General features: G+C 70.6%; 12 protein-coding genes. 3 read left to right on the top strand and 9 right to left on the bottom strand.

What is annotated here, in order from left to right; all coding sequences use genetic code 11:
• The first annotated feature begins 195 nt into the window (after window positions 1-195).
• Both ABT296_RS15080 and ABT296_RS15075 read left to right on the top strand, forming a co-directional pair.
• Window positions 196-1,281, top strand: a complete 1,086-nt coding sequence (locus tag ABT296_RS15080) for a C40 family peptidase (protein ID WP_351927177.1) — start codon at window positions 196-198, stop codon at window positions 1,279-1,281.
• A 282-nt stretch (window positions 1,282-1,563) separates the two neighbouring features.
• Window positions 1,564-2,904, top strand: a complete 1,341-nt coding sequence (locus tag ABT296_RS15075; protein WP_351927175.1) for a PP2C family protein-serine/threonine phosphatase — start codon at window positions 1,564-1,566, stop codon at window positions 2,902-2,904.
• Between the two features lie 283 nt (window positions 2,905-3,187).
• On the opposite strand, the gene ABT296_RS15070 is transcribed toward ABT296_RS15075, so the two are convergent.
• The 6 genes from ABT296_RS15070 to ABT296_RS15045 all read right to left on the bottom strand — a co-directional run bounded on the left by ABT296_RS15070 (window position 3,188) and on the right by ABT296_RS15045 (window position 7,756).
• A complete protein-coding gene (locus ABT296_RS15070; protein ID WP_351927174.1) occupies window positions 3,188-3,523 on the bottom strand; it encodes a DUF2516 family protein in 336 nt (111 codons plus the stop codon).
• A gap of 137 nt (window positions 3,524-3,660) precedes the next feature.
• Window positions 3,661-4,314 (bottom strand): hypothetical protein, encoded by a 654-nt coding sequence (locus tag ABT296_RS15065; protein ID WP_351927172.1) that lies wholly within the window; start codon window positions 4,312-4,314, stop codon window positions 3,661-3,663.
• An 86-nt stretch (window positions 4,315-4,400) separates the two neighbouring features.
• Window positions 4,401-4,913: a helix-turn-helix domain-containing protein gene (locus ABT296_RS15060; RefSeq protein ID WP_351927170.1), complete on the bottom strand. Its 513-nt coding sequence runs from the start codon at window positions 4,911-4,913 to the stop codon at window positions 4,401-4,403.
• A 78-nt stretch (window positions 4,914-4,991) separates the two neighbouring features.
• Window positions 4,992-5,888 carry an RNA polymerase sigma-70 factor gene (locus tag ABT296_RS15055; RefSeq protein ID WP_351927169.1) on the bottom strand — a complete coding sequence of 299 codons (897 nt, stop codon included), beginning with the start codon at window positions 5,886-5,888 and terminating at the stop codon, window positions 4,992-4,994.
• Window positions 5,889-5,917: 29 nt separating this feature from the next.
• Complete coding sequence (locus ABT296_RS15050; RefSeq protein WP_351927167.1) at window positions 5,918-7,168, bottom strand: NAD(P)/FAD-dependent oxidoreductase; 1,251 nt, start codon at window positions 7,166-7,168, stop codon at window positions 5,918-5,920.
• 249 nt (window positions 7,169-7,417) lie between these two features.
• A complete protein-coding gene (locus ABT296_RS15045; protein WP_351927165.1) occupies window positions 7,418-7,756 on the bottom strand; it encodes a winged helix-turn-helix transcriptional regulator in 339 nt (112 codons plus the stop codon).
• A 61-nt stretch (window positions 7,757-7,817) separates the two neighbouring features.
• Here ABT296_RS15045 and ABT296_RS15040 point away from each other — a divergent pair, with 61 nt between their 5' ends.
• The gene (locus tag ABT296_RS15040) at window positions 7,818-8,711 is read left to right on the top strand and encodes an NAD(P)-dependent oxidoreductase (protein ID WP_351927163.1); all 894 of its coding nucleotides are present in this window, start codon (window positions 7,818-7,820) and stop codon (window positions 8,709-8,711) included.
• 27 nt (window positions 8,712-8,738) lie between these two features.
• On the opposite strand, the gene ABT296_RS15035 is transcribed toward ABT296_RS15040, so the two are convergent.
• From ABT296_RS15035 to ABT296_RS15025, 3 genes are all read right to left on the bottom strand, one after another.
• The gene (locus ABT296_RS15035) at window positions 8,739-9,248 is read right to left on the bottom strand and encodes an HAD domain-containing protein (RefSeq protein WP_351927484.1); all 510 of its coding nucleotides are present in this window, start codon (window positions 9,246-9,248) and stop codon (window positions 8,739-8,741) included.
• Between the two features lie 35 nt (window positions 9,249-9,283).
• Window positions 9,284-10,093 carry a hypothetical protein gene (locus ABT296_RS15030; RefSeq protein ID WP_351927161.1) on the bottom strand — a complete coding sequence of 270 codons (810 nt, stop codon included), beginning with the start codon at window positions 10,091-10,093 and terminating at the stop codon, window positions 9,284-9,286.
• A 165-nt stretch (window positions 10,094-10,258) separates the two neighbouring features.
• Complete coding sequence (locus ABT296_RS15025; RefSeq protein WP_351927159.1) at window positions 10,259-12,373, bottom strand: aminoglycoside phosphotransferase family protein; 2,115 nt, start codon at window positions 12,371-12,373, stop codon at window positions 10,259-10,261.
• Window positions 12,374-12,376 lie beyond the last annotated feature (3 nt).

Genomic DNA, 12,376 nt, shown 5'->3' with positions numbered 1-12,376 from the left:
CTCCGAACCGGGTGCCGCGGGCGGGGGAACGATCTCCGTGAGTCGTTCGTCACACAGGCGGGGAGATCGTCATGCCGGGGCGGGAGCGGGGGGAAGGAGCAGGTTGCGCCGCCTCTGTCGTTTTGGGCCGGGACATGGCACGATCCCCCGGGTGACCGTAAGTTACTGACGGTAAATCAGGTTGGGGGAAGAGGTATGGGTACGGGCAGGCGCGGCCTCATCACCATCGCCGTCACCGTGGTGTGCGCGGTGACCGTGCTGGCGGCACCCGGGACCGCGTTCGCGAGCCCCACTCCCGCACCCACCCCGAGCGCGTCCTCGACAGCGGCCCCGATCCCGGTGACCAACAAGGACCTTGAGGCCGTACGCAAGAAGCTGGACCGCCTCTACCACGACGCCTCCGTCGCCACCGACGCCTACAACCTGGCCGAGGACAAGTCCGAGCGGCAGTCGGCCGAGATCGTGGCGCTGGCGCAGAAGATCGTCAAGGGCAAGAAGAAGCTGGCCGAGCTGAAGAAGCGGGCCGGTTCCGCGGCCGCCGCGCAGTACCGCAACGGCGGGCTGCCCGACGGGGCGCACCTGGTGCTCAGCGACGACCCGGAGGAGTTCCTCGACGGCGCCGGCCGGGTGATCCAGGGCGAGCGTGCCACCAAGGGACTGCTCGGCGAACTGAACCGCACCCAGCAGGACTTGGAGCAGTACGCCAAGGACGCCTCCGCCCAGTGGGAGAAGCTGGAGGCGAACCGCAAGGACAGGGCCAAGGCGAAGAAGAAGATCAAGAAGCAGATCGCGGCCGCCGAGAAGCTGGAGTCGGAGCTGGAGGCGGAGGAGAAGGAGCGCCTCGCCGAACTGGAACGGCAGGCCGCCCTGCGGGCGCAGACCGAGTGGCTGGACTCCGGCATCCTCGACGCGATCGACGGCGAGGCGTCCGCGCAGGGCAGGAAGGCCGTGGCCTACGCCACCGCGCAGTTGGGCAAGCCGTACGAATGGGGTGCCGAGGGGCCCGACACCTTCGACTGCTCCGGACTGACCTCGCAGGCCTGGGCGGCGGCCGGACAGCCCATCCCGCGCACCTCGCAGGAACAGTGGAAGCAGCTCAAGCGCATCGCCGTCGAGGACATGCGGCCCGGTGACCTCATCATCTACAACGACGACGCCAGCCATGTCGGCATGTACGTCGGCGACGGCGCCATCGTGCACGCTCCGCGGCCCGGGCGGACGGTGACCGTCGCGGGGGCCGGCTCCATGCCGATCCTCGCGGTCGTGAGACCGGACATCTGAGAGCGAAGTCACCCAAAGAACCCCGGCGGTGACGGGGGCCACATGACCGACCGCACCCCAAGACCCCTGCCGGAACACGGGCGGACGTGACCTTCGTCATTGCCCGGGCCGGGTCGGGCTGCCCAACTGCGCTACGGAACGCGGCATATGACAGTGGCCTGGCGCCGAACCGGGTGGCCTGCGCCATTCCTTTGCGGCACCGACTACCGCTATGGTCCCCGTCGGTGGGTCGAGGTCCCTCGCCCCACCGTGCCCTCGGGGGGAGGGAAGGAACCCAGGACAATGCCCGTACCCGTACCGCGGCAGAGAGCGATCCCGGCCGTGGAGAGTGGTCTGGCGCAAGCGGTCATGCCCACAGCCGGCGGCCCCTCGGCCGAGCACGCCCCGAACCGGGGCGCCGTGGCCGAGCAGACCGACACCACGCACACCACCGGTGCCACCGGCACCGCGCACACCAGCCTGACGCTGCTGCTCATCGAGGACGACCCGGGCGGCTCCACCGTACTGCCCGAGCTGCTGGACCGGTCCGGCAAGCCGATCCGGGTCCGCTCCGCGCGCAACCTCACCGAGGCCGAGCGGCTGCTCACCGACGACGTCCACTGCATCCTGCTGGACCTCGCGCTGCCCGCGCCGGGCCGCGGCGACGACAGCGACGAGCTCGCCGTGCTCAAGCACGTGCTGGAGCTCGCGCCCCGGCACGCCGTGCTCGCCCTCACCGCCACCGGCGACGCCGAGCGCGGCGAGGAGGCGGTACGGGTGGGCGCCCAGGACTACCTCCTCCGCGACGAGCTGGACGGCCGGCTGCTGAGCCGCGCGATCCGGTACGCGGTGGAGCGGAAACGTTCCGACTCCGCGGAGCGGCGGCTCGCCGAGGGCCGGGTGCGGGCCCAGGAGAACCGCCGGCTGGAGCGCGGGCTGCTGCCCACGCCGCTGCTGGAGGGCTCCTCGCTGCGGTTCGCCGCGCGGTACCGGCCCGGCAGGTCGCGGGCGCTGCTCGGCGGTGACTTCTACGACGTCGTGCGCACCTCGGACGGCACCGTGCACGCCATGATCGGGGACGTCTGCGGGCACGGGCCCGACGAGGCGGCGCTCGGTGTCGAGCTGCGGATCGCCTGGCGGGCGCTGACCCTGGCGGGACTGTGCGGGGACGAACTGCTCGGGACGCTTCAGCAGGTGCTGGAGCACGAGCGGTCGGACGAGGAGATCTTCGCGACGCTCTGCACGGTGGACATCGCGCCCGACGGGCGGCGGGCCGGGCTCTGCCTGGCCGGTCATCCCTCGCCGCTGCTGGCCCGGCCCGGGCGGGCGGCCAAGCTGCTGCCGTACGACAACAACGGGCCCGCGCTCGGGCTGCTGCCGGGGGCCCGGTGGCCTCGGATGCAGGTGGAGCTGGGGGCGGAGTGGAGTCTGATGCTCTACACCGACGGGCTGATCGAGGGGCGGATCGGGCCGGGGCGGGAGCGGTTGGGGCAGGACGGGATGGTGTCCATGGTCCGGCGTCAGCTGGCGGAAGGGCTGCGGGGGGAGGCGTTGTTGCGGGCCGCGGTCTCGGAGGTTCGGGAGCTCAACGGGGGTGAGCTGACGGATGACGTTGCGGTGCTGCTGCTGGATCGGGCGCCCTGAGTGGGCTTTCGGGGTTGTCGGCTGACGGTGTGTTGTGGCTGGTCGCGCAGTTCCCCGCGTGTCCACGGGCCGTGGCGGGCGGTTGTCGGCTGACCGTGCGTCGTGGCTGGTCGCGCAGTTCCCCGCGCCCCTGGGTGGGATGACTTGCCGAGCGTCCGGACACGCGGCCTGAGCCGGCTTCGGGCGTTGTCGGCTGACCGTGCGTCGTGGCTGGTCGCGCAGTTCCCCGCGCCCCTGGGTGGGTTCACCGGGCCTGGGTTGAAATGGCAGGCCGGGGCGGGGGTCAGCGGCCGCCGTTCCAGGGGCCGTAGGGGCCGTCGCTGCTGGAGCCTCTGCGGGTGTTGCGGCCGCCGCCCGGGAGGGAGCGGAGTGCCGGGCGGACGTCGACCATGTAGACGATCGTCGCGATCAGGCCGATGATCGGCAGGAACGACAGGATGTTGAAGATCAGGTTCACCACGAAGGCGATCCCGAGGATGATCAGCCAGAACGGCTTGGTCTTCTTGTCGGCGGCGCGGTAGGCGTCCTCACGCCGCGTGGCGGCGTCGATCAGCGCGAAGCCGCTGAAAAGGATCAGGGCCATGCTCAACAGCCACATGAAGTTTGCGAAGCCCTGCATCAGCACAACGTCCACCACCCGACTCGGCTCGTCCCTACGCGGTCACCGTACCCGCAACCGCTGGCGCGATACCCCGACAACGGGCCGGGCACGCGTTAAGTGCCCGGCCCGTCGTGCGGTCGTCGCCCCGGAAGTCGTTACTTCGCGGGCGGGGTGGTCTTCTTCGCGGTGCTCTTGCGCGGCGCGGACTTCTTGGCCACGGGCTTCTTCGCCGCGGCGGCGGCCGCGGCGGGCTTGGGCTCGGCGGCCGGCGCGGGCTTCGGCTCGGCCGCGACCGGCTCGGCCTTCGGCTCCACGGCCACGGCGATGTCCTCGATGCCCTCGGCGGCCTCGCCGCGCCAGGTCTTCACCGCCTGCTCGCCGTGCTCGGCGACCTTCTCGTAGGTCTCGCGCGCCTTCACGGCGTACTCGGCGGCCACGCCGACCCCGCGCAGCGCGAGGTCCTGGGCCGACTCGCCGAACTTCTTCAGGTCGGCGTCGAGGTGGGTGCCGAGCTTCTTCAGGTCCCCGTCGAGGGTGTTGATGAACTCGCCGACCTTGGCCTGGAGGGTCTCCTGGCGCTCCTTGACGCGGGCCCCGGCCTCCTTGGCGCGCGCGGCGGCCTTCTCCTGGACGGCCTTGGGGTCGGTGGCGCGTACGGACTCGAAGCGGGCCGGGGCCTCGGTGCGCAGCTGCTCCACCAGGCCGGGGACCTTCCTGGCCTGCTGGAGGGCGAGGTCGGCGGTGCCTGCGGCGAAGTAGAGCGGGGTGGGGTCGCTGAAGGTCTTGCGGAGGTCGTCGGTGATGGCCATGGTGATGGTTCTCCCGGGTCGCTTGGCAGATGAGGGTTTTGGTGGTGCGTCCCGCGGGCCGGTGCGGCGGCGGCCGGTCTCCCGGCTCAGCCGGCCGACTGCCGTGGTTCCCGCGGGTCTTCGGTGTCCTGTGGGTCCTGGACGACGGCGTCGTCGCCGTCACCGGCCGTGCGGGTGCCGTCGAGCCGGACGGGCCCGGCGGCATGGCCGGGTCCGGTGCCCGCCATGACGTCCTCGTCCGCCGTGATCCCGAAGCCGTTCTCCTTGCGGAAGGACTCGTAGATCTGGAGCAGCGCGGTCTTCTGCTGCTCGTTGAGCGTGGGGTCGGCGAGGATGACGGCACGCGTCTCGACCTCGTCGCGGTCGCGCTCGGCGTCGAGGATCCCGGCCCGCACGTACAGCGTCTCGGCGGAGATCCGCAGGGCCTTGGCGACCTGCTGGAGGACCTCCGCGCTCGGCTTGCGCAGGCCGCGCTCGATCTGGCTGAGATACGGGTTGGACACCCCGGCGGCGTCGGCGAGCTGCCGCAGCGAGAGCTGGGCGTTTCGCCGCTGCTCGCGCAGGTACTCACCGAGATTGCCGACGTTGAGTGTTGCCATGCCCCCACCTTGCCCCACTCGCGCTAACTATTGCAAGCACCCGCTTGCAATAGTGCGCCATGTCATGCCGGGAGGGCGTCAGTGCCGGGTCAGTGGGGTCTCGGAGTCGATCCGGGTCAGTTTCTCGGGGTTGCGGACGTAGTAGATGCCGGTGATGCGGTCGTCCTCGACGCGGACCGCCATGATGCCGTCGGTGACGCCGTCCAGGAGGACGGCGAAGGCGGGGTGGCCGTTCACCACGGTGGCCTCGTAGGCGACCTCGACCCGGGCCTTGGCCATGTTGCCGACGAAGTAGCGGCCGACCCGGTCGGCGCCGACGATCGGCCGGACCGCGGCCTGCTTCACTCCGCCGCCGTCGGCCATGAGGACGACGTCGGGGGCGAGGACGTCCAGCAGGCCCTGGAGGTCGCCGGTTTCGAGGGTGCGCCGGAAGGAGTCGAGGGCCGCTCGGGTGCGGCTCTCGGAGACCGACTCGCGGGGTCGGCGGGCCTCGACGTGCTGCCGGGCCCGGTGGGCGATCTGGCGCACGGCCGCGGGGCTCTTGTCGAGGGCGGCGGCGATCTCGTCGTAGCTGACGTCGAAGACGTCCCGCAGGACGAAGACGGCCCGTTCGGTCGGCGCGAGTGTCTCCAGGACCAGCATCAGCGCCATCGAGACGCTCTCGGCGAGTTCGACGTCCTCGGCCACGTCCGGCGTGGTCAGCAGGGGTTCCGGCAGCCAGGGGCCGACGTAGGCCTCCTTGCGGCGCTGCATCGTGCGCAGGCGGTTGAGGGCCTGCCGGGTGGTGATCCGCACCAGGTAGGCGCGGTGGTCGCGCACCTGGTCCAGGTCGAGGCGGACCCACCGCAGCCACGTCTCCTGGAGCACGTCCTCCGCGTCGGCGGCGGAGCCGAGCATCTCGTAGGCGACGGTGAAGAGCAGGTTGCGGTGGGCGACGAAGGCCTCGGTCGCCGGGTCGGTGGCGTGATCACTCATGACGGGACACTCCCCGGTTCGGCCGCGGCCTAGACCGTGTGCTCGACGGAGGCGGAGGCGGCGGTCTGTCCGTCCTCGCTCCGGGACCGCAGCAGCCTCTTGCGCTCCGGGGTGCCCGGGACCTTGTGCAGACGGTACGAGCCCGGCTTGCGGGCCTCGCCGGACAGGTACTTGACGGTGCCCACGCAGACGTATTCCTTCACCTTCGCGCCGGGGCGCCCGCCGAGGTGGAGCCACACGGCGACGTCGTTGCGGCGGGAGAACTGGACGATGCCCGCCGCGCGGCCGAGGCTGATGCACTGGCCGACGAAGGTCTGGTTGAGGGTCGCGGGCTCCTTGCCGTCGATCCTCCCGAGCACCGTGTCGGCGGCTTGGGCGCCGAGCGGTATCGCCGACTGGCAGCTCATCCGCAGCGGCAGGTCCGAGGGCGCGGCGCAGTCGCCGGCCGCGACGATACGGGGGTCGTCCACGCTGGTCAGCGTCTCGTCGGTGAGCAGCCGGCCCATGGCGTCGGTGCTCAGCCCGCTGCGCGCGGCGAGATCCGGCACGCCGAACCCGGCCGTCCACACGGTCACCTCGCTGGGCACCTCACGGCCGTCCTCCAGCCGGACGAGGTCCGCGGTGACCTCGGCGGCGCGGCTGCCCGGGCCGTCCAGGACCGTCACCCCGAGCGCGGCCATCCGCCGGGCGACCGAACGCCGGCCCCGCCGGTGCAGGTACGGGCCGAGTTCCCCGCCGCAGACCAGGGTCACCGAGCGGCCCTCCTCGGCCAGTTCGGTGGCGGTCTCGAGGCCGAGCGGACCGGATCCGACGACGGTGACCGGGGCCGACCGGGGGGTGTCGAGGAGCACCGACCGCAGCCGGTCCGCCTCCTCCAGGGTGGCCAGCGGACGGGCGAACTCGTCCACCCCGGGCACCCCGGTCGCGGTACTGCCGCTGCCCACGGCGTAGACGAGGTGGTCGTAGCCGAGCCGCAGGCCCGACGCCAGCTCCACGCAGCGTCCGGCGGCGTCGATCCGGTCCACGGCGTCCACCACCAGCCGCACCCCCTCGGCCAGCACCTCGCGGTACGCGACGACGGCGTCGTCGGAGCCGCCCACCAACTGGTGCAGCCGTATCCGCTCCACGAAGGTCTCCCGCGGATTGACCACGGTGACCCGTACCCCCTCGCGCAGGGTGAGCCGGTTGGCCGCCATCACTCCGGCGTATCCGCCGCCGACCACCACGATCTCGATGTTCTCCATCGCCGCCTCCTCGGTCCGTGTCCGTCGCTTCGGCATGGAGACACCGCGGCCCTCGGATCTGTGACACGGCGTGACCCGGATCACTTCCCGGAGCCTTCTCCGGGTCCTCACAGGCGTCGTTCAACAGGGCTCGGGCAACCAGCGGCCGACGGAGTAGATCACCGGCGCCGGGGCCGCCCGGTCTCGCCCCTGGGGTGGGGCAGCCCCGCACCCCGCTTCGTCGTACCCACCTTTTTGTGGGTACTTGGCACGGCTCCGCCCACCCGCGAGGCTGGACGCACCTGATCAGGAAGCCGCCAGCCGCTCCAGCCGGCGGTGACCCCAGTCGGAGAGGGGACCGAGGAGCTCGGAGAGTTCACGGCCGAAGGCGGTCAGCGAGTAGACCGTCTTCAACGGGAGCACGTCATGCACCTCGCGGTGCACCAGGCCGTCCTCCACCATCTCGCGCAGCGCCTGGGTCAGCACCTTCTCGCTGAGTCCGGGCAGCGCGCGCCGCAGCTCACCGGGCCGGAGCGGGCCCGACTCCAGCAGCCACAGGACGCTCGTCTTCCACTTTCCGTCGATCACCGCAATGGCGGCGGTCACTCCGCAGACGTTCGAATCCTTGGCACGGCTGCGCGTCATCATCGCCCCTTTTCTCACGAATGTTCATGAGCAACTGCGTAGGTATGGGAGTTGAGGAAGCATGTCCACGTACGACGACCAGTCTGCCGTCACCGTCCTCGGTCTGGGTCCGATGGGCCGCGCGCTGGCCGGGGCCTTCCTGGACGCCGGGGTGCGGACCACGGTCTGGAACCGCACGCCCGGCCGCGAGGCCGACCTGGTCGCCCGCGGCGCCACGGCCGCCGGCTCGGCGGCGGAGGCGGTCGCCGCGAGCCCGCTGACCGTGGTCTGCGTGGTGAACTACGACGCCTCCGACGCGGTCCTGCGCCGGGACGACGTCACCGACGCCCTCAAAGGCCGCACGCTCGTCAACCTCACCGCCGACACCCCGAACCGCGCCCGGTCCACGGCGGCCTGGGCGGACGAGCACGCGATCGCGTACCTGGACGGCGCGATCATGACCCCGACGCCGTCGATCGGCACCCCCGACGCGGTCTTCATCCTCAGCGGCCCGAAGGACCTGTACGAGCGTCACCACCCGCTGCTCGCCGCGCTCGGCGGCACCCACACCCACCTGGGCGAGGACATCGGCCGGGCCGCCGCCTACGACATCGCCCTGCTCGACATCTTCTGGACGGCGATGGCCGGCTACGCGCACGCCCTCGCGGTGGCCCGCGCCGAAGGGGTCACCGCGCGGGAGCTGGCGCCCTTCGCGCAGGGCATCGGCGCGATCCTGCCGCCGCTGTTCGCGGAGTTCGCCGGGGACGTCGACGACGGCACGTACTCCGGGGAGCTGAACCCGATCACCTCGGCGGTGTCCACGATGTCGCACATCGTGCACGCCTCGGAGTCGCACGGCATCGACGCGAGCCTGATGCGCGTCGTCGAGGGCCAGGCACGCCGGGTCGTCGCCGAGGGCCACGGCTCGGACGGGTTCGTCCGCGTCACGGACCTGCTGGCCCGGCAGGCTCATTGATCCACGAATCGGACGGCCTCGTGCACGTCACGGACCTGTCGCCTCGGCAGGCCCGCTGATCCCGTAGGTGGTGATCCACCGCTCCAGCGCGTCGAAGTCCGCGCCGGTCAGGCCGGCGCGGTGGTCGACGCGGTGGAGCAGGGCGGGGCCCGGGTACCGGGCGGCCACCCAGTCCCGGTCGGCGGCGCGGATCTCGTCGTCGACCCAGACGAAGGGCTCCCCGGCCGCCCAGTCCGTCAGCGGGAGCGTCTTCCAGTGCAGCCCGTCGGGCGGCTCCCGGTCCTCCGGCCAGTCCACCGTCGGCAGCGCGGGCAGTCCGAGCCGGGGCGCCAGGCAGGTGTTGGCGTCGTCCAGCCAGGTCGTGGCCCACACCAGCTCACAGCCCAGCCCGGCCAGCCGCGGCCCGAGGGCGGGGTCGACCCGGGCGAGCAGTGGGTTCCCGGCGAGGGCCGCCGGCAGCGGCGCCTCGAACTCGGGGTAGGGTCCCGGGCCGCCGAAGGGCAACAACGTCCCGTCGACATCGAGGAAGAGGATCATCCCGACCAGCATCCCGCAGAACGGCGGCGGGAGCTTCAGGAAACCGTGCTCGACCGCCACGCCGGCTGCTTCGCCAGCGACCAGAGATCGTCGAAGTGCTTGTTCCAGACGGAGACGGCCGCCTCCGCGGCAGCCGTTCCTTCCCGGGACCAGACGTTCAGATCCGTGCGAAAGCCCTTGGGGTCGTAGTACTCGTCGCCCAGGTGGTGCAGGCGCATCCGGGCGGACAGGTCGTAGAGGCCGTGGAGGACCAGTTCCCGGTTGAAGATGCATATCTTGTCCCTGGGAATGCCCGGGTAGAGGCGGTACTCGCTGTGCACGGTGATCCTCCCCGCGCGGGTGAGCCGTTCGGCCAGCTCCGACAGGATGTTGTCGTACTCCCGGCACCGCCGCTCCATGCGCTTGCGGAACTCCTCGTCGTCCTCCGGCACGTCGCCGTCGCCCACCTTCGAGGGAACGATCATCCGCTCGCCGAAATCCGGAACCAGCATCCGGATGACGACCCGCCGGGTCGGTCCCGCCTGGTCGAGAAGGTCGTCCAGGCGGTGGTAGAGAGCGTTGTAGAGGGTCTCGCCGGTGTAGCCGAGGAAGCTGATCTCCACGTTCCGCGCGTGGAAGGCGTCCTTGACGAACGTGCCGAGTTCGGAGGAGTTCACCATCACCCGGGACGGGGCTCGAACCGACGCGGACAGCTCCTTCACCTGGTCGTAGAGCACGTACCCGACAAGGCTGAGCAACGCGCCGCCCAGGTAGGCCTTGCCCTCCAGGGCATCGCCGACCGGCTGGATGAACTGGGCGGTCAGCCCCGTCGCGAAGATCCCCAGCAGCAGAACCCGGGTGACCACGGACTCGAAGCGCTCCTGGAACCGCCGTAACCGCCGGCGCGCACTACCCTCGCCCGTTCCACTCCCCCGACCCGACATGGGCGCCCCCTTCGGCTTCCGCCACGGAGCACGACGGCGCGTCATACACCCCTGGCCATGGCTGCGTTCGGTCCCGCCATGGTCCTCTCAGGCCAGGGCCCGGGCAAGATAGGGATTCGCCGTCGGACGCGCGGGCAGACCCAGGGCGCCGATCGCGGCCGCCAAGGTCATCGCGTACGAATCGACGGCGCGGCGGACGTTCGGGGCGTCGAGGCTCGCTCCTGTGACGAGCCGGTCGAGGTCCACGTAGGCCGAGCGCACGATCTCGATCAATCGGTAGACCGGCCGGTCATGGGTCCAGCCAACCGTGAACTCCTCCCCGAGCTTCTCCTCCCACCGCCGGAACATCCGGCTACGGATCTCGGGCTTCGTCGGCGTGAGGTGCATATGCCGAACCAGGTCGTAGAGCGGATCGCCTACGACAGCCATCTCCCAGTCGATGAGGGTGAGCGCCCGTTCATCGGATCGCCGCACCAGGTTCCAGGGGTTCAGGTCGCCGTGCAGCAGGGCGGGGGCACGCTCCCTCACCGTGTGCCGGGCCAGCATCTGGTGCAACCGCGAAGCCTCGGGAAGACCCAGCGATCGGGCCAGTTGCTGCGACTCCTTGGGCAGGTCTGCCACGAGTGTGACAAGTTGCTCGCTCAGCCAGGCATAGAAGCGGCCCTCACCGGCCGCAGGATCGACCTCTCGGTAATTGACCCGCGTCAGCTCGCAGAGCTGGTCCACAAGGCGGTCGGCCTCGTGCGGCAGCAGGCCGTGCACCGGATGGTCGGGCGGCCGGCTTCCGTCACGCGGCCCTTCGTACGTGTGGATGGCAAACGTCTCACCCTGGTAGCCAACGCCAAGAGCAAGAGACTTGGGTGCGGCGACGGCGACCCCGGACTGCTCGATCGCCCGCAGTACGGCGTGCTCACTGAGAAATCCGCGTTCCCGTCGGGACACGTTCGGCACTTTGCGGCGCACTACGACCGGAAAGTCGATTTCCGGCACCTCAACCACCGTATTCAGATTGCCCGTGCCCTTGAACACCCTGCTGGCCGGTGCCGCGCCCTCCGCGTACAAGGCGTGAAGCACGGTGTCACGCGGGAAGTCGCGATGTTCCGGTACGCGCCCGTCCGCATCCCACCCGATCTGCGCCCGCAATCCCCGTCCGCCGGTGCGCGCTTCCCGCCAGCGGAAGAGGATCCGCTCAACCTCGGCCTCACCAGGCACATTCCTGAGCCCGAGTGGCTCGGCAGCTGTCTCAAGTGCCCGGAGTACCTCGGCAGTCGCGGCATCCAGATCCTTCTGACCGGTCGCGCGTTCAAGGGCCTTGGCGGATCTCATCACGTCGGGGAAGACCGACTGCGCCCGCTCGAAGGCAACGTAGTGGCGCAGGTCCTTGCCCAGACCGTTGACCGCCGCGGGACGGATTCTTTCCATCTCCACCGCCCAGGCTTCGATGACCTCATCCCACTGGTCCTTCGGGTACTGCATACGAACCAGGTGGATCGCCAGGTCATGGAGGGGATCGCCGTAGGTCGCCAGTTCCCAGTCCACGCAGATGAGCGGTGGGTCGCCCGCGTAGGACATGATCAGGTTGTCGCGGTGCAGGTCGGCGTGGAGCAGACTGTACGGCCGTCGCGCCATCGTGGGCACCCGTGCGGCCAACCGGATCATGGCGTCCTCGGGAATGCCGAGTGCAGCGAACAGGCCGCCGAACTGGGACCAGTTGGACCTGCGGATCTGTTGGTCAGCCAGGCGTGCGAGCGTCCGCAGGAATCCCTGGCTGTCCCGGTCGTCCTGTGGCCACTGGGACGGCAGCGGCGGCAGCGCAGCCTTCCGGACCCCGGTCATCCGGGCCAGCAGGTTGGCGAGCGCCTTCACCAGCAGGGTGTCCACCGGCTTGCCGTTGGCGCAGACACTGGAGAGGGGGACTCCCTCCACATAGCTGTGGATTGCGAAGTCGGCCGTCTTGAGCAGGCGCTTCGGTGAGGGCAGCACTCCGTTCACCGCGTCAAGGACCGCCCCTTCGTCCTCCCAGGTCCTGATGACCACGGGAAGTGCGTAGGGGCGACGTATCCGTACTGTCACCGATGTCCCGGCCGGGACGCCCAGGCGGCCAGCGACGGCTTCCGTTGCGGGCAGGACGTAGTTCTGGTTGTGATGTCCGCGGTCTGATTTGCCCTGCTCTGTGGCCTGCTGCAAGAAAGGCCAGAGCATCTG

It is taken from the genome of Streptomyces sp. NPDC000983 (assembly GCF_040299205.1).
Lineage (GTDB): Bacteria > Actinomycetota > Actinomycetes > Streptomycetales > Streptomycetaceae > Streptomyces.
Note: the sequence above shows the minus strand (reverse complement) of the source record. Positions and strands in the feature narration are given on the sequence as shown.